The following is a 22,301-nucleotide window of genomic DNA, read 5'->3' on the forward strand; positions in this document are numbered from 1 at the left end:
TTCGGGCGTACCTGGTCGGAAGTTCGTGGCAGGTATGCCCGTTCGTGGCAGGTACGCCGGGGTGGCCGGGTGGTTCCGGGCGTACCGGGTCGTTTCGGGCGTACCTGGTCGGAAGTTCGTGGCAGGTATGCCCGTTCGTGGCAGGTACTCCGGGGCGCCGAAACGCCGAGCTCCGTCAGCGCGTGCGGGGCGCGCTGGTGGAGGCGCGCACGACCAGCTGCGGGACGATGTCGATCGGGCGGAGCAGTTCGCCCTCGCTCGGCAGCAGCAGGTCCACGCAGCGACGCCCGAGCTCGGCGAAGTCGACCTGCACCGTGGTGAGCGGTGGCCAGAAGTGCTTCGCCTCGGGGATGTCGTCGTAGCCGACCACGGACAGGTCGCCCGGGACGTCGAGCCCGTACGAGCGCGCTGCGTGCATGACGCCGAGCGCCATCTGGTCGTTCGAGCAGAAGATCGCGGTGCAGTCCCGCCACCGCAGCAGCTCGCGGCCGGCGTGGTAGCCGAAGTCGGCGGTCCAGTCGCCCAGGATCGGCGGGGCGACGGCCATGTCGCGGTCGGACATCTCGCGCAGGAACCCCTGCATCCGGGCGTCGGCCTCGATCCAGTCCTGCGGTCCGGCGATGTGCCGCACGTACTCGTGACCCAGGTCGAGCAGGTGCGCGGTGGCCAGTCGTGCGCCCTCCATCTGGTCCACCCACAAGGCCGTCGGGTCCTCGCCGACGCTGGCGCGCATGGTGACGTAGGGGGTGCGGATGCCGAGCTCCGCGATCAGGTCGAAGACCCGCTGCTGGGGTGCGATGACGACGATGCCCTCGACGTCGAGGTCGAGCAGGTGCCCGAGTCCCTCGCGCACGGCGGCATCGGTCGCCTCGGCGATGTTCGCCGTCGTGACCGAGTAGCCACGGAGCATCGCTGCGTCCTCGATCGCCTGCAGTGCCACGGCGGGACCGTAGTGGGCGCGGCGGGCCGTCAGGACGCCGATCGTGTGGGTCCGGCTCGTGACCAGGGCGCGTGCGGCCCGGTTCGGCCGGTACTGCAGCTGTTCCATGGCCGCCAGGACCTTGTCGCGCGTCTCGGCCCGGATCGCGTCCGAGTTGTTCAGCACCCGCGAGACGGTCTGGTGCGAGACGCCCGCGATCCGTGCGACGTCACGGATGCTGGGCGAACGCGGTTGCTGTGTCCGCGATGACGCCATTGCTGCTCGTTTCCGCCCGGGTGTCGTGGCACATCGATGTGCACGTTCACATCCGGGCCAGATCATTATGCACGTCCGGCGGATCGACGCCACCTGTGCGCCGATCCGCCGTCCGCTCAGAGCCAGTTGCGCTTGCGGAAGATCGCCCAGAGCACGCCCATCAGCAGGAGCATGCCGAGGATCGCGACCGGGTAGCCGTAGTGCCAGTGCAGCTCGGGCATGTGGTCGAAGTTCATCCCGTAGACACCGGCGATCAGGCCGGGCGCGAACAGGATCGCCGCCCACGACGAGATCTTCTTGACCTCCTCGCCCTGGCGGTGTGCTGCCCGGGCGAGTTGCCGGCTCTCCTCACCCTGGGCCAGGCTCGCGCTGGTCATCCGGCGCATCGCCTCGTTCTGCTCCTGCGACACCAGGGTGGCGTGCAGGGTCAGGGCGTTCTCGAGCAGGGCGCGGAAGGAGTCGACGCGCTCGGTGACACGGAGTGCGTGGTCGTGCACGTTGCGGAGCCGGTGCTGCACGTCGTCGTCCACGCCGTACTTGTCGGCACCGCGGAGCAGCCCCGTGACCATCGCCGGCACCGGTGTGGTGGCCCGCTGGAACGCGAGGACCTCGCTGAGCAGCTGGTAGATGCGCTTCGAGACCCCGGGGTCGACCTGCCCGGCGAACAGCTGGTCCTCGATGGCGTCGATCTGCTCCTGCAGCACCTGCACGACGGGGCCGTAGCCGTCGACGACCTCGTCGAGCACGGCCGCGGTCACGGCCTCGGACCCCTTCGCCAGGAACTCCGGGTCCGCCTCGACCTGTGCGCGCAGCACCGCCAGGTCGGGTCGTGCGGCGTGCCGGACGCTCACCACGAAGTGGTCGCCGACGAACAGGTGCACCTCGCCGAACTCGACGGTGCCCTCGGACGGGTCGAACCAGGCCGGCCGGAGCACCAGGAACAGGGTGTCGCCGTAGCGCTCGAGCTTGGCGCGCTGGTGTCCCTTGCGGGCGTCCTCGACGGCGTTCTCGTGCAGGTCGAACTCGGCGGCGACGGCCTCGAGCTCGTGCGGGTCGGGCCGGAGCAGTCCGATCCACGTCAGGTCGCCACGAGCCGGGCGTGACAGGGTCGACGGAGACTCCACGCGGCGTCCCCGGACGTAGATCGCGTTGTCGATCAGTGCCATGTGCGTGCTCCTTCGGTGGGGAGCAGGCGGGCGCGATGGCGCCCCGGAGTCGATCCGGGGCGGGGCAGGGTCAGCGAGCGGGCGCGACGACCGACAGGGGCGGCCGGCCCGATCGAGGATGGTCACCCGACATCGCGCCTCACCTGCCCTTCTCGTCTCGTCGTGGCGGCGCCCAGAGCGCTGCCGACGGTCGAGCGTACGCCTGCGGCACGGGTCGGACAACCCGTCGCGGCAGGCGCAGGAGCGTCAGCGCGTGACGTGCAGCCCGGCGGTCTCGAGTTCGGCGAGCTGCCACCCGAGCCACGGGCTCCAGGCGAACGGCGCGCCGGCGACGGCCTGCCTGAGAGAGTCCTCGGACACCCATGCCCACTCGGCGACCTCGTCGTCGGCGGGCGCCGGGGTGTCGTCGGTCACGGCACGGAAGACGGGGCAGACCTCGTTCTCCACGATGCCCGAGGCGTCGACCGCGCGGTACCGGAACTCCGGCAGCACGACCTCGACGTCGCGCACGGTGATGCCGAGCTCGCGAGAGGCCCGACGGCCGATGGCGTCCTCGAAGGACTCGTCCGGACCGGGGTGGCCGCAGAAGGTGTTCGTCCACACCCCCGGCCAGGTCTTCTTCGACAGCGCTCGTCGGGTCACCAGGACGTCGCCGTCGGTGTTCCGGACGTGGCACGAGAAGGCCAGGTGCAGGGGCGTGTGGGCAGTGTGGACCGTGAACTTGTCCGCCGTGCCGATCGGGGTACGGTCGTCGGCCAGGAGCACCACGGATTCAGGGAAAGCGTTCATCTGAGTCGATAGGTTAGGCCAATGAGCGAGGAAGCGACCACCGTGCCGCACATCGACCTCGCGCTCGTCGACGACTGCCTCGAGCGCTTCTTCGCCGTGTCGTCGGCACGCGCCGAGCGCTACGGCCGACCGTCCGAAGAACTGTGGCGCGTGCTCCGCAAGGCGAGCATGGGCGGCAAGCGCTTCCGGCCCCGCATGGTCATGACCGCGTACGCCGGCATGGGCGGAACCGACGTGCACGCAGCCGCCAACGTCGCCGCGGCCTACGAACTCCTGCACACCGCACTCGTGGTGCACGACGACGTCATCGACCGCGACTGGTCGCGCCGCGGGCAGCCGAACGTCGCCGGGTCCTTCCGCGACAACGGGACGACGGGCGGCCTGCCGCTGCCGACGGCCGAGCACCGGGGGATGAGTGCCGCCGTGATCGCCGGTGACCTGGCCCTCGCCGGTGCGCCCCGCTTCATCGAGGCCGCTGGCGTCGACGGCACCCGCCGCGAGCGGCTGCTCGAACTGCTCGACGAGGCCGTGTTCGCCAGCGCCGCCGGCGAGATGACCGACGTCGACCTGGCACTCGGCGTGATGCCGACCGTGGACGAGGTCCTGGCGATGGAACGGGCGAAGACGAGCGTCTACTCGTTCGAGGCGCCGCTGCAGTCCGGCGCCGTGCTGGCCGGCGCCGACGAGGAGATCGTCACCGCCCTCGGGGCCTTCGGTCGGGAGATCGGCATCGCGTACCAGATCGTCGACGACCTGCTCGGGGTGTTCGGCGACGAGACCATGACCGGCAAGACCGTGCTGGGCGACCTGCGCGAGGGCAAGCGCACGATGCTCATCGCCTACGCGGCGACCACGGACTGCTGGCCGGACCTCGAGCCGTACCTCGGCGACCCGGACCTGACCGAGGCCCGTGCGGACGAGGTCCGTGCGACCCTGGTCTCCTGCGGTGCGCGCGGCGCCGCGGAAGCACGCGTCGCCGACCACACCGCACTCGCCCGGGCCGAGCTCGCCCGGCTGCCGTACGACCTCGCCGACCGCCTGGAGGCCCTCGTGACCGAACTCGTGGAGCGCGCCCGGTGACCCACAGCACCACCGCGGCGACCGGATCCCGTCCGGCTCGCCTCCAGCTCTACGACGCCACGGCCGAGGCCGCGTCGGGTGTCGTCATCGACCGGTACTCCACCTCGTTCGGCCTGGCGAGCCGCATGCTGGCCCGCGACACGCGCGAGCACATCCGGAACGTCTACGCGCTGGTCCGCGTCGCCGACGAGGTCGTCGACGGCCCCGCGACCGAGGCCGGGCTCGACCGCGAGCTCGCCCGCACGGTGCTCGACGAGCTCGAGGCCGACACCGAACGGGCCATCGCGCTCGGCTTCTCGGTGAACCCGGTCGTCCACGCCTTCGCCCGCACCGCCCGCACCACCGGCTTCGGCGCCGAGCTCACCGCCCCGTTCTTCGCCTCGATGCGCATGGACCTCGACCGCACCGAGCACGACGACGCCTCGTTCGACGCGTACGTGTACGGCTCGGCCGAGGTCGTCGGCCTGATGTGCCTGCGCGCGTTCGTGTACCGCGCCGGTCGGCCGACGTTCGACCAGGCCGAACTCGTCGCCGGTGCACGTGCGCTCGGCGCCGCGTTCCAGAAGGTGAACTTCCTGCGTGACCTGCACGCCGACTTCGAGGTGCTCGGTCGCTCGTACTTCCCGGGCGTCGACATCCGGTCGTTCGACGAGGCCACCAAGGACCGCCTGGTCGCCGACGTGCAGGCCGACCTCGACCACGCAGCACGCACGATCCGGCTGCTGCCGGCCGACGCCCGCAACGCCGTCGGACTCGCGCACGCGCTGTTCCAGGAACTCAACGACCGACTCGCGCGCACACCGGCGAGCCGCCTCGTCACGACGCGCGTGCGCGTCCCCAACCCGGTGAAGGTGCGCCTCGCGGCGCAGGTCCTCGCCGGACGCGCACCGCTCCGGTCGCGCGTCACCACCCACCGGCCGGGAGGCTCCTCATGACCCCGCCCCGCGCCTCCCGACCGACGACGGTCGCCACCACCACCCGGCGCAAGGTGCCCGCTCGCCGCGCCGTCGTCATCGGCGGCGGCATCAGCGGCCTGGCGGCCGCAGCGCTGCTCGCACGCGACGGCTTCTCGGTGACGGTGCTCGAGCAGCGCACGCAGCTCGGCGGCCGTGCCGGCTCGTGGGAGCAGGACGGGTTCCGGTTCGACACCGGGCCGTCGTGGTACCTCATGCCCGAGGTCTTCGACCACTTCTTCCAGCTGCTCGGGACGTCGGCCGAGGCCGAACTCGACCTGGTGAAGCTCGACCCCGGCTACCGCGTCTACAGCGAGGGCCACGACGAGCCGATCGACCTGCGCGCCGACGCCGAGGCCAACATCGCGCTGTTCGAGTCCATCGAGCCCGGTGCCGGCGAGCGGATGCGGAAGTACCTCGCGTCGGCCGAGGACACCTACACGATGGCCGTGCGCCGGTTCCTCTACACGAGCTTCCAGGACCTCACGAAGCTCGCCGCACCCGACGTCCTGCGTCGTCTGCCCAAGCTCGCGCGCCTGCTGCTCGAGCCGCTCTCCACCTTCGCCGAGACCGCCGTTCGGGACCGTCGCCTGTGGCAGATCCTCGGCTACCCGGCGGTGTTCCTCGGCACGAGCCCGTACGCGGCACCGAGCATGTACCACCTGATGAGCCACCTCGACCTGGCCGACGGCGTGCTCTACCCGAAGGGCGGCATCACCGAGGTGATCTCCGCCGTCGAGCGGGTCGCCCGTGCCGAGGGCGCGAAGATCATCGCCGGTGCGAAGGTCGAGCGGATCGTCGTCGAGGACGGCGTCGCCACCGGGGTCGTCCACCGCGACCGCGACGGCGTGCAGCACACGGCCCCCGCCGACCTCGTGGTCAGCGCTGCCGACATGCAGCACACCGAGATGCAGCTGCTCGAGCGTGAGCACCGCACCCACGGCGCGGACCACTGGAAGAAGCGCGACCCGGGCCCGAGCGCGGTGCTCGTGTACCTCGGCATCGACGGTCCGACGCCGGGTCTGCTGCACCACACCCTGATGTTCACCGCGGACTGGAAGGCGAACTTCGGCGCGATCTTCGGGGACGACCGACACGTGCCGGACCCCGCCTCGATCTACGTCTGCGCCCCGTCCGAGACCGACCCGAGCGTCTCGCCGCCCGGCACCAGCAACCTGTTCATCCTGGTGCCCCTGCCCGCCGACCTGTCGATCGGCAAGGGCGGCATCGACGGTGCCGGCGACTACCAGGTCGAGCAGATCGCCGACCGTGCCATCGACGTGCTCGCCGAGCGCGCCGGGGTGCCGGACCTGCGCGACCGCATCCGGGTCCGCCGGACGATCGGGCCGCGCGACTTCGCCGACGACCTGAACGCCTGGAACGGCTCGATGCTCGGCCCGGCGCACACCCTGAAGCAGAGCGCGTTCTTCCGCGAGAAGAACGCGTCGAAGAAGGTCGAGGGGCTGTACTACGTCGGTGCCTCGACGATCCCGGGCATCGGTCTGCCGATGTGCCTGATCAGCGCCGAGGTCCTGCTCAAGCGCATCCACGGCGACCGGAGCACCGAGCCGCTGCCGACGCCCCTCGGGGCCCCGCGGGACCGGACCGAGACCGCCTGATGCCCGGGGTCTACCTCGCCGGCCTGGTGGTGTCCCTGGTCGGCATGACCGTGCTGGACGCCCGCTTCCGGCTGTTCTTCTGGCGGGCACCGTGGCGAGCGGCGGCCGTGATGGTCGTCGGTGTCGCGTTCTTCATGGTGTGGGACGTCGCCGGTGTCGCTGCCGGCATCTTCTTCATCGGGCCGCAGAACCTGCTCACCGGGGTGCTCCTGGCGCCCGAGGTCCCGCTCGAGGAACTCTTCTTCCTGCTGCTGCTCTGCTACTCGACGATGGACCTGGTCGGCTTCGTCCGGCCCCTGGTGCAGCGGGCGACCGATCGGCGACGCGCGTGAACGGCACCGGGGCGTACGCGCTCCTGGCCCTGCCGTTCTTCGGCGTCACGGCCGTCGTGGCCGTGGTCGCCGGCGTCGTCGCCGCTCGCCGGGCCCGTGCGGCGGGTCGACGGCCCGCGGTCGGGCGCCGGGTCGCGGTGCTCACGTCCGTGATCGCGGGCGTCGCGCTGCTGGTGATGACGATGGTGTTCGACAACGTCATCGTCACGCTGCGGATCGTCGCCTACGACCCCTCGCTCATCAGTGGTGCGAAGATCGGTGCGATCCCGGTCGAGGACCTCGCCTACGCGATGTCCGCCATCGTGCTGCTGCCCAGCCTGTGGGTCCTGTTCGACCGGACGGGCGGACACGACCGGACCGGCGCACGCGACCGGACCGGCGCGCGCCCCGCGCCCGACCCGACCCCAGCACCAGCGGAGGACTTGAAGTGAACGCCAGCACCGCCTCCAGGCCGTCGACCCTGCGCGCCCTGTTCGTGTCGTCGCGCCCGATCAGCTGGGTGAACACCGCCTACCCGTTCGGCGCCGCGTACCTGCTCGGCAGCGGGGTCGGCGTCGAGGGCGGCGGCGGGTTCTCGCTCGTCGCGTTCCTGGTCGGTGTCGTGTACTTCCTGGTGCCCTACAACCTGGCGATGTACGGCATCAACGACGTCTTCGACTACGAGTCCGACCTGCGCAACCCGCGCAAGGGCGGTGTCGAAGGGGCCCTGCTCGACAAGAGCGTCCACCGCACCACGCTGTGGGCCGTCGTCGTCACGAACGTCCCCTTCCTCGTCGCGCTCGTGGTGCTCGGCGCGGTCAGCGGCAACGGGCCGTGGTCGTGGCTCGTCCTGGCGATCAGCGTCTTCGCGGTCATCGCGTACTCGGCACCGGGGCTGCGGTTCAAGGAGAAGCCGTTCCTCGACTCGCTCACGTCGAGCACCCACTTCGTCTCGCCGGCGATCTACGGCCTCGCCCTGGCGGGCCCGCACTGGACCGGTGAACTCGTCGCCGTGTGCATCGCGTTCTTCCTGTGGGGCGTGGCCTCGCACGCGTTCGGTGCCGTGCAGGACGTCCTGGCCGACCGTGCCGGTGGCATCGGCTCCGTCGCGACCGTGATCGGCGCCCGGGCCACCGTCCGCCTGGCCTTCGTCGCCTACCTGGTCGCCGGCGTCGCGCTGCTGTTCTCGGCGTTCCCCGGGCCGATCGCCGCGATCGTCGTCATCCCGTACGCGCTCAACGTGCTGCCGTGGTGGAACATCACCGACGAGGGCGCCGAGGCTGCGAACGCCGGGTGGAAGCGCTTCCTCTGGATCAACTACCTGGCGGGCTTCATCGTCACGATGGCACTCATCGCGTACGCCTTCACGCACTGACAGACTGGACGCACGCACCGCGGCGACCGTGGTGCGTCACCAGTCACGACGGCAGTCACGAAGGAGTGCGCGCATGAGCGTCCGGATCATCCACGTCGGTCTCGGAGGGTGGGGCGGCAACTGGGCCCGCACCGCCATCCCAGAGGTGTCGGAAGTGCAGGTGGTCGGGATCGTCGACCCGTCGGCGCCGACGCTCGAGGCCGTGCGGACCGACCTCGGGCTCCCGGCCTCCGCGGCGTTCGGGTCCCTGACCGAGGCGCTCGCCGCGGTCGAGGCCGACGCCGTCGTCATCACCGCCCCGGCCGTGACGCACGTGCCGCTCGCGCTCGAGGCCCTCGACGCCGGCAAGCACGTCCTGGTCGAGAAGCCGTTCGCCAACACCACCGACGAGGCCGTCACCGCGGTCCGCCGCGCCGAGGAGCTCGGCCTGGTGCTGCAGGTCAGCCAGAACTACCGCTGGTACCCGGCGCCGCGGGTCGTGCAGGAGATGCTCGAGGCGGACGTCGTCGGCGAGGTCTCCGCGATCAACGTCGACTTCCGGCAGTGGGACAACGACCAGCCCGCCGAGACGTACCCGCACTACCGGTTCCCGCACGCGATGATCAACGACATGGCGATCCACCACTTCGACCTGCTCCGGATGATCACCGGGCAAGAGGCCGTCCGGGTCTTCGCCAAGGCCAGCTACCCCGCGTACAGCAAGTACCAGGACGAAGCGGTCGCCTCGATGATCATCGAGCTCGACGGCGGCACGGTGGTCAACTACCGCGGCAGCTGGCTGAGCCGCGGCCCGCGCACCGCCTGGGCCGGGGAGTGGAGCATCGAGGGCGAGGACGGCGAGCTCTGGTTCACGAGCCGCGACGGTGAGCCGAACGCGGTCGACGGCGACCGGGTCACCGTCCGCCGCACGCAGGACGACGTCGCCGAGCCGGTCGAGCTCCCCGTGCTCGCGCACACCGACCGCCAGGGCGGGCTGCAGGCGTTCGCCCGCTCGGTGCAGGGCGGCCCCGCCCCGGAGACGAGCGGGCGCGACAACCTGCGGAGCCTCGCACTGATGGAGGCCGCCGGCCGCTCCGCGGCGTCCGGCCTGCCCGAGGACGTCGTCGTCCCGTCCTGACCGCACCCACCCACGGCCTGGAGGCGCGGGGCGGGCCCGCACCGCGCCTCCATTCCGGCTCTGGTCGCGCCCACCGCGTCGGTGACGTTTCGCGCGCACCGACAGTCCACGCGTCGCGCCGCGCGTGAGGTGTCGCTGAGCCCGTGGACTCGCGAGCTGGTCGCCGCGTCAGGCGGCGCCAGCCGCCCGCCGCGCCTGCACGACGGCCCGCCGCACACCGAGCGACCAGCCCGGCCCGTGGCCGGGCAGCACGTGCTTCGCCTCGGTGTCCGCGAGCCGGTCGAGCGACGCGACCGCCGTGTCGACGTCGGAGGTCGCCGCGGGTGCGACGATCCGCGGTCCGATCCCTCCCGTGTACGGGTCGAAGGTGACGAGCGCGTCCCCGGCGATGACGGCGTCGCGGTCGGCGAAGTGCAGTGCCACGTGGCCGTCGGTGTGTCCCGGGGTCTCGATGATCCACGGGTTGCCCGGCACGTCGGCGCGGTTCTCCATCGGTTCGGTGTCCGCGATGCCGTCGACCGTGACCGCACCGGCCAGCAGCATCCGACCCAGCGGGCGCAGACCACCCGGGTGGAGCGCGACGAACCCGAAACGGTTCGTCTGCGGCCGGTACGAGTACGGGTGCGCGGCGAGGTGCCGATCGCCCGGGTGGACGAACACGGGCGTGCCCCAGTCGCGGTGCATCCGTGCGGCGGTGCCGACGTGGTCGAAGTGCCCGTGCGTGAGCAGGAGCCCCTCGACCTGGTCGGGCGTGTAGCCCAGGTCGTGCACAGCGAGCTGCAGGTGCGGCCACGCGGCGGGCAACCCCGCGTCGACGACGAGCAACTGATCGCCGGTCTCGACGAGGTACGTGTTGGTGTGTGCGATCTCGAGGCGGTGGATCCCCTCGGCGGCGTCCCGGAAGAGCATGTGCGGCACGGTAGACGCGGCCTGCTGGGCACGATCCCGGGTGGGACGTGTACGAAATGGGGAATGGCCAAGGACAGTCTGCCCGAGCTCGAACTCGCCAACGTGCGCACCCGCGAGGGCATCACGGACACCGTGACGGAGCTGAAGCGACGCGCGGACCTGCCCGCCCGGACGCGGCTCGCGGTCGCCAAGACGAAGCAGCGGTGGCACCGCGACCCCACGCCGCTGGTGGCGATGGGCATCACCGGGCTGACCGGTGTCGCGGCGATCGTCCTCGGCATCGCGCTGCGGAACAGCCCCGCCGGGCACCTGGCCCAACCGCCGGCGAACTCGGCCTTCACCGCGCTGCTGCCGTTCGGTGCGCGTGGCGACGCCCCTTCGGCGAAGGAGCAGGCGCAGGCAGGTCGCAAGGGCCGGAAGGCGCGGGCCAAGGCGGCGGAGGAAGCCCTCGAGCGTGACCCGGCACACCGCGGCCGTGTGAAGCAGCAGGTCGGCATCGCAGCGGTGCAGCGACGGGCGAACAAGAACCGCAAGCAGGCGGTCAAGCGGTCGAAGGCGGCCGTGAAGGCGAGAGGCTAGTCCCATGGCGCACGAAGAGCAGAAGCCGGACCCGGACGACTCCCGGAAGCCCGACAACCCCACCGACCTCAAGAAGCCGACGCTCGTCTACACGCTGAAGAAGACGCTGCGCGAGTTCACGAGCGACCAGTGCACCGACCTGGCCGCGAGCCTGACGTACTACTCGGTGCTCGCGCTGTTCCCCGGGCTGCTGGCGGTCGTGTCGATCCTGGGCCTGGTGTCGGACCCGGCGAAGACCATCGACACCCTGCTCCAGGTCATCCGCAACATCGGCGGCGGTGACGTCGCGAACCTGCTCAAGGACCCGGTGAACGGCCTCGTCCGCTCGCCCGCCGCCCCCGTGACTTTCATCGTCGGTCTGCTCGGCGCGCTCTGGTCGGCCTCCGGCTACGTCGGCGCCTTCGGTCGCTCGATGAACCGGATCTACAACGTCCGCGAGGGCCGCCCGATCTGGAAGCTCCGCCCGACGATGCTCGGCGTGACGGTGACCACCGTCGTCCTGCTCGTGGTCGGCCTGTTGGTGCTGGTGAGCGGACCGCTCGCCCGCAGCTTCGGCGACGTCATCGGGCTCGGTGACGTGGCCGCGACCGTGCTGCTCATCGTGCAGTGGCCGATCCTGCTCGTCATCGCGATCATCGTCGTCGCGGTGCTCTACTACTGGTCGCCGAACGTCAAGCAGCCGAAGTTCCGGTGGGTCAGCGGTGGATCGATCCTGGCGATCCTCATCTGGGTCATCGCGAGCGTCGGCTTCGGGTTCTACGTCGGGAACTTCTCGAACTACAACGCCACGTACGGCTCCCTGGGTGGGGTCATCGTGTTCCTGCTGTGGATCTGGATCACGAACAACGCCCTGCTCTTCGGCGCCGAGTTCGACGCCGAGATCGAGCGGGGCCGCGAGCTGCAGGCCGGCATCCGGGCGGAGGAGGACATCCAGCTCCCCGAGCGCGACACCCGCCAGATCGAGAAGCAGGACGAGCAGCGCGCGCAGGACGTGCTCGAGGGCATCCGCATCCGCCAGGGCGTCGACAACGACTGAGCGTCGCGTGGCTGGCCGGCGCTGAGGACTGACGGGCGCTCTCCGGGTCGGGACGCTACGGTGCGAGCGTGCCGTCCTTCCTCGAGGGGCTCCCGTTCCGGTGGCTCGTCCTCGCGCTCTTCGTGATCGTGTTCTGCCGTGCGCAGGCCACGTACTGGGTCGCGCGGCTCGCGGTGACGGGTGCGTCCCGATCGCGGTGGGGCGGCTGGCTGCGCTCGCCGGCGGTCCGTCGCGGTTCGGCGCTGCTCGACCGCTGGGGGCTGCCCGTCGTGACGGTGAGCTTCGTCGTGGTCGGCCTGCAGACGGTGATGAACGCCGCAGCGGGGCTGGCACGGGTCGCCTGGTGGCGGTACACGGTCGCGATGGTGCCGGGGTGCGTGGCATGGGCGTTCCTGTACGCGACCGTCGGGCTCGCCGTGTTCTGGGCGGTCGTCGCGGCGCTCGCCGGCTCGCCGTGGGGCATCGCGGCGCTCGTGGGCCTGGTGGTCGTCGCCGGCGTCGCGCTGACGGTCCTGCGTCGTCGTCGCGATCGCACAGGAGGCCCGGCCCGGCTTCCGTAGGCTGGCCTCCGTGACGACAGACCAGCTCCAGAACCGTCCGGTCGCCCTGGTGACCGGAGCCACCCGCGGCATCGGCCGCGCGATCGCCGCCGACCTCGGCCGCACCCACCACGTGCTCGTGGGCGGCCGGTCCACCGACGCCGTGGACGCCCTCGTCCAGGAGCTGCCGAGCGCGGCGCCGTTCGTCGGTGACCTGGGCGCGGGCGAAGTCCCGGCGCTGCCGGATCGGCTCGACGTGCTCGTGCACTCGGCCGGTGTCGAGCAGGGCACCACCGTCGCCGACACCCCGCGCGCGGTGTGGGAGCAGGTCTTCGCGACGAACGTGTTCGCGGTCGCCGAGCTCACCCGGCTGGCGCTGCCGGCACTGCGGGCGGCCCGGGGCATCGTCGTGCCGATCAACAGCGGCTCCGGGTTCCACTCGGGCCCCGGCGGTGGCGTGTACGCGGCGTCGAAGTTCGCGCTGCGGGCTTTCGCCGACGCCCTGCGCGAAGAGGAGCGGGCGAACGGCGTGCGGGTGTCGAGCGTGCACCCGGGCCGGACCGACTCGGACATGCAGCGGCAGCTCGTGGCGAAGCTCGGGGAGTCCTACGACACGGACTACTACCTGGCGCCGGAGGACGTGGCCGCCGCGGTCCGCACCGTCGTCGACCTGCCCGAGCGCGGCACCGTCGAGTCGCTCGCGATCCGGCCGACCCGACGACGCTGACGCGCTGACGCGCTGACGGCTCCGACGGCGACGGCGCCGACCACCGACTACTGCAGCTCGATCCGTTCGTCGAGCTCGAGCCGTTCCAGGAACGTCTCGTCGTGGCTCACCACGACGAGGGCTCCCCGGTAGGCCCGCAGCGCGTCGACGAGCTGGTCGACGCTCGTCAGGTCGAGGTCGTTCGTCGGCTCGTCGAGCACGAGCAGCTGGGGTGGTGGGTCGGCCAGCACCAGGGCCGCCAGCGCCACGCGGAACCGCTCCCCGCCGGACAGGTCCCCGGCCGTGCGGTCGACGGTGTCGCCGCGCACCAGGAACTTCGCGAGCCGGTTGCGGACCTCGGCGACGGGCACGTGCGGGGCGTCCCGGCGCACGTTGTCGAGCACCGCGACGGTGTCGTCCAGGCTGTCCTTCCGCTGCGGCAGGTACGCGATCCGGTCGACATGGGCGACGGCCGCGGTCTCGGGCAGCGGGTGCTCCCGGGCCGCGGGGTCGCCGACGAGCTGTTCGAGCAGGGTGGACTTGCCGACGCCGTTGTCCCCGGTGACGGCGATCCGTTCCAGCCCCTGCACGATGACGTCCCGTCCGCGGACGGTCACGGTGGCGATCCGACGGGATGCCGGCACGTCCGGGTCGGGCAGGGTCACGTGGATGGACTCGTCGTCGCGCAGCCGGAGTTCGGCTTCGCGCTTGGTGGCGAGTGCGGCGGCCTCGTCGTCCGCGTACCCGACGCGCAGTCGACCGGCGGTCTCCTGCGCCTTCTTCCGCTGCTCGTTCGCCAGGATCTTCGGCATCGAGCGTCCCGCTTTCTCGCCGGCCTTCGCCCGTCGGGCGATCTTCGTCTCCGCCTCGATGCGCTGTCGCTTCTCGGTGCGGTGCCGCTGTTCGGCGACGCGGACCTCGCGCTCGACGGCTGCCTGCTGCACGGCGAAGTGCTCCTCGAACGCGCTGAACGTCCCGCCGAACACCGTCATCGCCCCGGCGCGGAGCTCCACGGTCTCGTCGACGTGCTCCAGGAGTTCCCGGTCGTGGCTGACGAGCACCAGGGTGCCGCGCCAGTCGTCGACCAGGTCGAGGAGCAGCCCGCGGGCCCGGCGGTCCAGGTTGTTCGTCGGCTCGTCCAGGAACACGATCGGCCGAGCGCGCAACCGAACCCCGGCGACGGCGGCGAGCACCGACTGCCCGCCGGACAGCGTCGACACCGGCCGGTCGAGGTCGGTGCCGTCGAGCCCGACCCGGTCGAGCACCGCGGCGGCCCGTTCCTCCAGGTCCCAGTCGTCGCCGACTGCTTCGAGCTGTGCGGCCGTGGCGTCGCCGGCCAGGACGGCCCGGAGCGCGGTGAGCGTCGACCGGATGCCGAGCAGGTCGGCGACGGTGTCGTCGATCCCCGCTGCAAGGCGTTGCGGCAGGTGGTCGACGGGACCCGACGTCGCGATGCTGCCCGACGTGGGGTGGAGTCGGCCGGTCGCGAGCCGGACCAGCGTGGACTTGCCGGCCCCGTTCCTCCCGACCAGGCCGGTCCGGCCACGTCCGAAAGCGGCGGTGAGGTGGTCGAGCGCGACGGTGCCGTCGGGCCAGGCGAAGGTGACGTCGTGCAGGACGACGGACGGAGTGGTGGGCATGGGGGTGTCTCCCGGTGTCGATGCTGGGCGCACGACACCGAGGCCACCGCGGTGCGGTGGAGCGCCCGACGGGGCGCGCGATCACGGTGTCAGCGCGTGGGCTGAGCGGTACCGGTGATCGACAGCAATCCGTCTGCTTCCGTCGGGGGACCCCCGTGTCCGCCATCCGTTCCGCCGGTCGGTCTCCCGCCCCGGCGGCCCCGCGATGACGACGAGGTGAGCTCCACGGTAATCCCGTGACACGGGCAGCCGCAAGGGATGACAGGCTGGGGGCATGCCGGAGAACCTGTTGCCGACCCCGTCGTCGAAGCCCGAGACCCTGCTGCCCGCCGAGCCGGAGGTGACCGCCGCGATCGAGGCGGACGCCCCCGTCGCCAGCGTGGTGGTGTCCCACCCGTCGTCGAGCCTGGCGTGGGCGCTGCTCGCCGACGAGGCGTGGGCGCGCGGTGCGACCCTCGAGTCCTACGCGTACGCCCGTGTCGGGTACCACCGTGGGCTCGATGCCCTGCGCAAGGCCGGCTGGCGCGGTGTCGGCCCGGTGCCGTGGTCCCACGAGCCGAACCGTGGCGTGCTGCGGGCGCTGTTCGCCCTGCGCCGTGCCGCCGAGGCGATCGAGGAGCCCGGCGAGGCCGAGCGCCTGACCGACTTCCTGAACGCGAGCGACCCCGAGGCGCTGCGCGCCCTGTCCGCCGGCGCGTAGCTCCCGCACGCAACGACGAAACCAGGTTCCGGACACGGAACCACGCCGATGCGCGGTGCTGTGTCCGGAACCTGGTTCCGGGTGAGCCGACCCCGCCTAGCCCAGCAGCACGCTCCAACTGAACGCCTGCGGCCAGAGCTGGTGCTCCGGCAGCACGTCGAGCCCGCACGCCCGGCTGCCGAGCCCGTGCTGCGCGGCGTCGAGGTACAGGTACAGGTGGTCCGACATAGGCAGCTCGTACGGGTGCTCGGCACGGTCGATCTGCTGCGCGGTCCACGGCGACAGGGTGAACCCCGCACGGTGCGACCCGACCGTCGACACCGTGAACGGCCCGACGGACAGCTCCCGCAGGTCGGGCCGGTGCCCGGTCTCCTGTGGCCGCGAGTACTCCACCCCGAGCGAGCGCACCGGCGCGGTGAACCGGCCGACACGGGCAGCGTGCGAGGAATCGGCGTACGACTCCAGCGGTCCGGTCCCGAACCAGGTCGCGTCCCCGTCCGCCAGCGATGCCGGCAGGTCGAACCGCACCCCGATCCGCGGCCACGTGACGTCCCACGCGCCGAACGGCACGGCGTCGGTCTGCAGCACGAGCCCGTCGGACGTCAGGGTCCAGCGGTGGGTGACCTCGAGGCCCCACCCGCTGTTCGCCGCCGCGACGCGCACCCGCTGCTCCAGACCGGAGTCGGTGCGCGACACCGACACCAGCCGGTGCGTCAGCCGGTCCAGCCCTCGGTCGCGCCAGCGCGTCGCCGACGGGGGAGCGGTCGGGTCGCCGACCCCGTGCGTGAGCACCGGGTCCGCGGTCTCGTAGCCGCCCTGTGACGCCAGGCTGTCGTTGTCCGTCGGTGCACGCCAGAGCTCCAGGCGGGGCCCGGCGACCTCGTGGCCCTTCCAGGACACCAGGTCGCCGCGGGCACTGAAGGTGCCGTCACCCAGGTGGTCGCCGTCCCACCCCTGCCGGGAGGCCCGTGGTGCGTCCGCCGCGCGCGCCGCGACGAGCCGCTGGGTGCGTGCGACGACGTGGCCGGTGTCCGCCCACGCGGTCGGCCCCGCCAGTTCCACGGTCAGGTCGAACCAGAGCTCGTCGCCGGGTGCGAGTTCGGACGTGGCCGCGTCGAGCACCTCCGCGGGCACCGGGACCGTCGCCGACTCCCGAGCGGCGACGATGCCCGTGGACAGGCGCCCCGAGGCCTCGACGACGCCGTTCCGCGACAGGGTCCAGCACAGCCGGAGCCCGGCGGTCGAGGCCGAGTGGTACCGGTTCTCGACCAGCACCGTGGTGTCCGAGACCGCCAGGCGGATCGGGGCCACGACGGCGGCGAACTCGGCGAGCCCCGGCGTCGGGGTGTCGTCGGGCAGCACCAGGCCGTCCATCACGAAGTTGCCGTCGTGCACGACCTCGCCGAAGTCCCCGCCGTACGCGTAGTAGTCCTGGCCCGTGGGCGTCTTCGCGAGCAGGCCGTGGTCCCGCCACTCCCACACGAACCCGCCGTGCAGCCGCGGGTACCGGTCGACCAGGGCCTCGTACTCAGCGATCTGCCCGGGGCCGTTGCCCATCGCGTGCACGTACTCGCAGTGGATGAAGGGCTTCGAGCGCTGTCGTGCCGCCTCGGCCGGGCCGCAGCCGAGCAGGGGCGTCGGGGTGCCGCCGCCGATCGACTCGGTCTCCTGCAGCGTCGGGTACATCCGCGAGTAGACGTCGGTGTACTCGCCCGTGTAGTCGCCCTCGTAGTGCACGGGGCGCTCGGCGTCGCGATCGTGCACCCACTGCGACATCGCCGCGAGGTTCCGGCCGGTGCCGGACTCGTTGCCGAGCGACCACATCACGATCGACGCGTGGTTCTTGTCGCGCTCGACGGTGCGGGCGATGCGGTCGAGGTAGGCGTCGGCCCACGCCGGGTCGTCCGAGGGGTTGCCGACCCAGTCGGTGAACAGGAACCCGTGGGTCTCCAGGTCGCACTCCAGGATCACCCAGAACCCGAGCTCGTCGGCCAGGTCGAGCACGCGGGGGTGCGGCGGGTAGTGCGAGGTGCGGATGGCGTTGACGTTGTTCCGCTTCATCAGCGCCATGTCGGCGCGGGCGTGCTCCTCGTCGAACACCCGGCCGCGCACGGGGTGGGTCTCGTGCCGGTTCACGCCGTGGAACACCACGCGCTCGCCGTTCACCAGGAACCGGTCGCCGACGATCGACACGGTACGGAACCCCAGCCGGAGCGAGACGACCTCGCCACCGGCGACACCGCCCGAGCCGCCCGCCGCGGAACCGGTCGACAGCGTCGCGTCGTACAGCTTCGGCAGCTCGGCACTCCACGGTTCGACGCCCTCGACCTCGATCGGCGCGACGTCGTCCGCCGTGGCCCAGGTCACGTCGACGCCCAGGTCGGGCACCGCGAACCGCACCGGGAACACCGCGTCGAGCGTCGGGAACGTGATCGTGCCGGTCCCCGTCTCCGGCCGTCCCGACGCCGCGGTGCCCGCCGAGGCAGCCGTGCCGAGCGTCGCTCGCCAACCGGCCTGGACGAACACGTCGTCGATCGGCGCCGTGGGCCGGGCGAGCAGGGTGACGTCGCGGAAGATGCCGGGCAGCCACCACTGGTCCTGGTCCTCCAGGTAGGACGCCGCTGACCACTGGTGCACCCGGACCGCGAGCTCGTTCGCCCCCGGGCGCACCAGTTCGGTGACGTCGAACTCGGTCGCCAGGCGCGAGCCCGTCGACCACCCCACGAGCGTCCCGTTCAGCCACACCCGGAAGTGCGACTCGACCCCGTCGAACCGCAGCAGCACCCGGCCGGCACCGTCGAACGACGACGGCAGCTCGAACGTGCGACGGTGGTCACCGGTCGGGTTCTCCTCCGGCGGGTGCGGCGGGTCGATCGGGAACGGGTACTGCAGGTTCGTGTAGCTCGGAGCGCCGTGCCCGTGCAGCACCCAGTGCGACGGCACCGGGAGCTCACCCCAGGCCGGGTCGTCGTCCTCCCCACCCTCGGTCGCGAAGTCCTCGGAGACCGAGGCGACGGGCGACCACCGGAACCGCCAGTCCCCGTTCAGCGACAGGGACGGGGCGTCGGTGTGCAGCCAGGCACGGGGTGCCAGCCGCGAGTCGGAGCCGGGTGCGGTGGACGAGAGTGCGGAGTGGGTCAACCCTTGACCGATCCTTCCGTGAGGCCTCCACGCCAGAAGCGCTGGAGGACGATGATGGCGATGACGAGCGGGATGACCGAGACGAGCACCCCGCCGGTGGTGAGCTGGTAGAACTCCGGCAGGCGGTCGACCTGCGAGCGCCAGTTGTTCAGACCCAGTGTTATCGGGTACAGCTTCTGGTCTGCCAGCATGATGAGCGGCAGGAAGAAGTTGTTCCAGATCCCGACCACTTGGAACAGGAACACGGTGACGAGCGCCGGGGTCATCTGCCGGAGCACCACGGTGTGGAAGATCCGCAGTTCGCCGGCCCCGTCGATGCGTGCCTGTTCGAGCAGGGTGGTGTCCACCGACGCGGCGGCGTACACCCGGCACAGGAACAGCCCGAACGGTGACACCAGGCTCGGGATGAGCACGCTCCAGTACGTGTCCGTCAGTCCCATCGACGAGAACAGCAGGAACAGCGGCAGTGCCGTCGCGGTCCCCGGCACGAGCACGCCGCCGAGGATCGTGCCGAACACGAACTGTCGTCCCCGGAAGTCGTACTTCGCCAGCGCGTACCCGCCGGCCGCGGCGAAGTAGGTCGCCAGGACCGCACCGACGCCGGAGTACAGGATGCTGTTCGCGATCCACCGGACGAAGATGCCACCGTCGTAGGTGAACACCTGCTGCAGGTTGCTCCAGAGCGCGAACTCGCCGCCGAACCAGAACCCGTTGGTCGAGAACAGCGCGCCCGTGGTCTTCGTCGCGGCGATGACGACCCAGTACAGCGGGACGATGAAGTACAGCGCGACGACGACGAGGATGCCCGTCACCACGATCTGCGAGCGCGGCGACCGGTCGAGCTTGCGGCGCTGGTGCGCCGAGATCGACGTGGTGTCCACGGGGACGGCGGTCTTCGCCGTGGCCGGCGCTTCGATGGCTTCACTGGTCATCGGTCAGTCCCTTCGGTGGTCGCGACGCGACCGGCCTGGAGGCCCGGGTCGGCTTGGGTGGTGACCGTGCTGCCCGCCGCAGCGCGCGTCTGGAGCGCGGTGCGGGCCTCCCGGCCGTCGCGCCGTGCGCGCTTGCGTCGGTCGCGTTCGTCCTTGGGCGGTCGGTTCGTCAGCGCGAGGAACGTGAACGACAGGATGAACGCGGCCAGCGCGATGATGACCGCCTGCGCACTCGCGACGCCGTACTCGTTGAACGCGAACGCGTTCGTGTAGGCGGCGTAGTTCGGCGTGTACTCGGTGTCGATCGCCGGGGCCACGGTCGACAGGATCTGCGGCTCCGCGAAGAGCTGCAGGGTGCCGATGATCGAGAACACCGTCGTGAGCACCAGGGCCGGTGCGATGAGCGGGATCTGGATCCGCCACGCGACCTGGAACGCGTTCGCACCGTCGACCTTGGCGGCCTCGTAGACCTCGCCGGGGATGGACTTCAGCTGCGCCACGATGATGAGCATGTTGTAGCCGGTGTACGTCCACGTGACGATGTTCGCGATCGACCACAGCACGCTGTTGGCGCCGAGGAAGTCCGGCTGCAGCCCCATCGACTGCAGCAGCGACACGATCGGCGACAGGCCGGGCACGTACAGGAACGACCACAGGATCGTGGCGATGACGCCGGGGACGCCGTAGGGCATGAAGTAGATCGCCCGGAAGAAGCCCGGCCAGCGGGCGCTCGCCGACTCGAGCAACAGCGCGAGGATCGTGCAGGCGATGATCATCACCGGGACCTGGACGATGCCGAACAGCAGCATGCGGCCGATCGAGGCGACGAACCCGCTGTCCTGCAGGGCGATCGCGTAGTTGTCGAACCCGGCGAACCGGCCGACCACGCCGTCCTCACCGAACAGGCCCTCGCGGTCGACGGTGGTGAACGACTGGAACAGGGCGCTGATGATCGGGATGACGAACGTCAGCAGGAACAGGGCCAGGAACGGGGCGAGCAGGATCCACGGGGCACGCTTCTGCGCGCTCGTGGCCTTCGTGCTGGTGCGGAACGCGGGGGTGCCGCCGGCCGGTCGGCCGGTGGACTGCCTGGTGGTGGTCTGCTGGGTCATCGTGCCGTCCTGACGCTGAGGCCCTTGTCCTTGAAGGACTGGACGATCTCCCGCTGTGCGAGCTCCACCGCGTCACTGAGCTTCAGGCCCGAGGTGAGCTTGCGGCGGAACTGGTTCTGCAGGCTGGTGAAGGCCGACTGGGTCACCGGGGACCACGACCAGTCGATGTTCTGTTCCTTCGAAGCCGGCACGAAGACGTCCTCGTTGTAGTTCTGGCCGGAGAACCACTTCGACGGCTTCTCGCGCTGCGCCCCGATGTAGTCGACGGCGGGCGACCAGCCGATGCCGCAGTACTTGATCATGGCGTCGATGCCCTCCTTCGAGGTGGTCATCCACGTGATGAACTCGAGCGCCTCCTTCGGGTGCTTCGCGTTCGCCAGCACCGCGGCCGTCGAACCGCCGATGGCGCTCGAGCCGAAGCCGTCGGCGCCCCACTTCTGCATCGGGGCGACCTTCCACTTGCCCTCGCCGCCCTGCACCGACTCGATCAGGGCGTCCCCCCAGCTCGCGCTCGTGACCGCGGCGATCTTGCCGCTCGCGGCCGCGGCGTACCACCCGGGGGAGTAGGCACCGGCGCTCGTGTCGACGAGCTTGTCGTCGATCACGCCGTCGAAGAAGTCCGCGACCATCAGGGTCTTGTCGTCGGTCATGTCGACGACCCACTCGTCGCCGTCGACCTTGAACCAGCGCGCGCCGGCCTGCTGTGCGTACGCGGCGAACGGCGACGCGTCGGCGACCGGGAACACCTCGAGGTAGTTCTGCTTCCCGGTGCTCCGGACCTTGTCGGCCAGGTCACGCCACTCGTCCCACGTCGTCGGGGGTTCACCGCCGGCCTGCTCGAGGATCGCGGTCTGGTAGTAGAACCCCATCGGGCCGGTGTCCTGCGGGATGCCGTAGATGCCGTCGACGAACGACACCTGCGCCCACGCGGCCTCGTCGTACTTCGACTCGAAGTCCTTCGCGCCGTACCGGGCCAGGTCGACCAGGCCGTTCGCGAGCATGAACTCGGGGATCTGCCGGAGCTCGACCTGCCCGATGTCCGGGCCGCCGCCGGCCGCGAGCGCGGAGTACATCTTCTGGTACCCGCCGCTGTTGCCGCCGGGGATCCAGTTCGCCGACACCTGGATGTCCGGATGCGTCCTGTTCCAGACGTCGCAGACCTTCTGCAGGTCCTTGAGCCAGGCCCAGTAGGTGAGCTGGACGGTCTCACCCGAGGCCGCGGCGGGCACGAGGGCCGCCTTGTTGACGTTGGTCGAGCCCGGGACCGCACAGCCGGCGAGGAGTCCCGCCGCCGCGGTGCCGAGGCCGAAGCCCAACAGGTGTCGTCTCGTGATGGGTCGTGGTCGTGGCGCCATTGCCGCACTCCGTTCGTCGTTGATCGGGGTTGCCCACACCCAACCAC

The 22,301-nt window shown here is 71.2% G+C and carries 21 protein-coding genes; 12 read left to right on the forward strand and 9 right to left on the reverse strand.

Annotated elements, in window-relative coordinates; all coding sequences use genetic code 11:
- Positions 1-175: 175 nt before the first annotated feature.
- From QRN49_RS09235 to idi, 3 genes are all read right to left on the reverse strand, one after another.
- Positions 176-1,195: a LacI family DNA-binding transcriptional regulator gene (locus QRN49_RS09235; protein WP_017886425.1), complete on the reverse strand. Its 1,020-nt coding sequence runs from the start codon at positions 1,193-1,195 to the stop codon at positions 176-178.
- 116 nt (positions 1,196-1,311) lie between these two features.
- Complete coding sequence (locus QRN49_RS09240) at positions 1,312-2,361, reverse strand: magnesium and cobalt transport protein CorA (protein ID WP_111022694.1); 1,050 nt, start codon at positions 2,359-2,361, stop codon at positions 1,312-1,314.
- Positions 2,362-2,607: 246 nt separating this feature from the next.
- A complete protein-coding gene (idi, locus tag QRN49_RS09245; protein ID WP_110864939.1) occupies positions 2,608-3,150 on the reverse strand; it encodes an isopentenyl-diphosphate Delta-isomerase in 543 nt (180 codons plus the stop codon).
- A gap of 21 nt (positions 3,151-3,171) precedes the next feature.
- Here idi and QRN49_RS09250 point away from each other — a divergent pair, with 21 nt between their 5' ends.
- From QRN49_RS09250 to QRN49_RS09280, 7 genes are all read left to right on the forward strand, one after another.
- A complete protein-coding gene (locus tag QRN49_RS09250) occupies positions 3,172-4,230 on the forward strand; it encodes a polyprenyl synthetase family protein (protein WP_071404931.1) in 1,059 nt (352 codons plus the stop codon).
- A complete protein-coding gene (locus tag QRN49_RS09255; protein ID WP_284755275.1) occupies positions 4,227-5,165 on the forward strand; it encodes a phytoene/squalene synthase family protein in 939 nt (312 codons plus the stop codon). The genes QRN49_RS09250 and QRN49_RS09255 overlap by 4 nt, the downstream gene beginning before the upstream one ends.
- Positions 5,162-6,802, forward strand: a complete 1,641-nt coding sequence (gene crtI / locus QRN49_RS09260; protein WP_111022696.1) for a phytoene desaturase family protein — start codon at positions 5,162-5,164, stop codon at positions 6,800-6,802. Before QRN49_RS09255 ends, crtI begins: the two co-directional genes overlap by 4 nt.
- Positions 6,802-7,134 carry a lycopene cyclase domain-containing protein gene (locus tag QRN49_RS09265; protein ID WP_027464925.1) on the forward strand — a complete coding sequence of 111 codons (333 nt, stop codon included), beginning with the start codon at positions 6,802-6,804 and terminating at the stop codon, positions 7,132-7,134. Before crtI ends, QRN49_RS09265 begins: the two co-directional genes overlap by 1 nt.
- Entirely contained in the window at positions 7,131-7,565 is a 435-nt protein-coding gene (locus QRN49_RS09270; protein ID WP_284755280.1) for a lycopene cyclase domain-containing protein, read from the forward strand. Before QRN49_RS09265 ends, QRN49_RS09270 begins: the two co-directional genes overlap by 4 nt.
- A complete protein-coding gene (locus QRN49_RS09275; RefSeq protein WP_152377293.1) occupies positions 7,562-8,488 on the forward strand; it encodes a prenyltransferase in 927 nt (308 codons plus the stop codon). Before QRN49_RS09270 ends, QRN49_RS09275 begins: the two co-directional genes overlap by 4 nt.
- Positions 8,489-8,561: 73 nt before the next feature.
- Entirely contained in the window at positions 8,562-9,605 is a 1,044-nt protein-coding gene (locus QRN49_RS09280; RefSeq protein WP_027464923.1) for a Gfo/Idh/MocA family protein, read from the forward strand.
- 168 nt (positions 9,606-9,773) lie between these two features.
- Here QRN49_RS09280 and QRN49_RS09285 read toward each other — a convergent pair whose 3' ends face one another.
- Positions 9,774-10,514, reverse strand: coding sequence for an MBL fold metallo-hydrolase (locus QRN49_RS09285; RefSeq protein WP_284755283.1), 741 nt, complete (start codon positions 10,512-10,514; stop codon positions 9,774-9,776).
- A 63-nt stretch (positions 10,515-10,577) separates the two neighbouring features.
- Between QRN49_RS09285 and QRN49_RS09290 the strand changes: the two genes are divergently transcribed.
- The 4 genes from QRN49_RS09290 to QRN49_RS09305 all read left to right on the forward strand — a co-directional run bounded on the left by QRN49_RS09290 (position 10,578) and on the right by QRN49_RS09305 (position 13,395).
- Positions 10,578-11,093 carry a hypothetical protein gene (locus QRN49_RS09290; protein WP_284755285.1) on the forward strand — a complete coding sequence of 172 codons (516 nt, stop codon included), beginning with the start codon at positions 10,578-10,580 and terminating at the stop codon, positions 11,091-11,093.
- Between the two features lie 4 nt (positions 11,094-11,097).
- The gene (locus QRN49_RS09295) at positions 11,098-12,129 is read left to right on the forward strand and encodes a YihY/virulence factor BrkB family protein (RefSeq protein ID WP_071250618.1); all 1,032 of its coding nucleotides are present in this window, start codon (positions 11,098-11,100) and stop codon (positions 12,127-12,129) included.
- 68 nt (positions 12,130-12,197) lie between these two features.
- The gene (locus tag QRN49_RS09300; RefSeq protein WP_111224770.1) at positions 12,198-12,689 is read left to right on the forward strand and encodes a VTT domain-containing protein; all 492 of its coding nucleotides are present in this window, start codon (positions 12,198-12,200) and stop codon (positions 12,687-12,689) included.
- A 10-nt stretch (positions 12,690-12,699) separates the two neighbouring features.
- Positions 12,700-13,395: an SDR family oxidoreductase gene (locus tag QRN49_RS09305; RefSeq protein WP_056069618.1), complete on the forward strand. Its 696-nt coding sequence runs from the start codon at positions 12,700-12,702 to the stop codon at positions 13,393-13,395.
- Between the two features lie 47 nt (positions 13,396-13,442).
- Here QRN49_RS09305 and QRN49_RS09310 read toward each other — a convergent pair whose 3' ends face one another.
- Complete coding sequence (locus tag QRN49_RS09310; RefSeq protein WP_284755289.1) at positions 13,443-15,014, reverse strand: ABC-F family ATP-binding cassette domain-containing protein; 1,572 nt, start codon at positions 15,012-15,014, stop codon at positions 13,443-13,445.
- A 274-nt stretch (positions 15,015-15,288) separates the two neighbouring features.
- Between QRN49_RS09310 and QRN49_RS09315 the strand changes: the two genes are divergently transcribed.
- Positions 15,289-15,714 carry a DUF3151 domain-containing protein gene (locus QRN49_RS09315; protein WP_284755291.1) on the forward strand — a complete coding sequence of 142 codons (426 nt, stop codon included), beginning with the start codon at positions 15,289-15,291 and terminating at the stop codon, positions 15,712-15,714.
- A 96-nt stretch (positions 15,715-15,810) separates the two neighbouring features.
- On the opposite strand, the gene QRN49_RS09320 is transcribed toward QRN49_RS09315, so the two are convergent.
- From QRN49_RS09320 to QRN49_RS09335, 4 genes are read right to left on the reverse strand one after another with little or no spacing between them, the layout of a single operon-like run.
- A complete protein-coding gene (locus tag QRN49_RS09320; RefSeq protein WP_284755294.1) occupies positions 15,811-18,855 on the reverse strand; it encodes a glycoside hydrolase family 2 TIM barrel-domain containing protein in 3,045 nt (1,014 codons plus the stop codon).
- A complete protein-coding gene (locus QRN49_RS09325) occupies positions 18,852-19,787 on the reverse strand; it encodes a carbohydrate ABC transporter permease (protein ID WP_027464914.1) in 936 nt (311 codons plus the stop codon). The genes QRN49_RS09320 and QRN49_RS09325 overlap by 4 nt, the downstream gene beginning before the upstream one ends.
- A complete protein-coding gene (locus QRN49_RS09330) occupies positions 19,784-20,899 on the reverse strand; it encodes a carbohydrate ABC transporter permease (RefSeq protein WP_056069609.1) in 1,116 nt (371 codons plus the stop codon). The genes QRN49_RS09325 and QRN49_RS09330 overlap by 4 nt, the downstream gene beginning before the upstream one ends.
- On the reverse strand, positions 20,896-22,254 hold the full coding sequence (locus tag QRN49_RS09335; protein ID WP_111224779.1) for an extracellular solute-binding protein: 1,359 nt from the start codon (positions 22,252-22,254) through the stop codon (positions 20,896-20,898). The genes QRN49_RS09330 and QRN49_RS09335 overlap by 4 nt, the downstream gene beginning before the upstream one ends.
- Positions 22,255-22,301: the final 47 nt, after the last annotated feature.

The organism is Curtobacterium sp. ME-Dv--P-122a (genome assembly GCF_030209645.1).
GTDB lineage: Bacteria > Actinomycetota > Actinomycetes > Actinomycetales > Microbacteriaceae > Curtobacterium > Curtobacterium flaccumfaciens.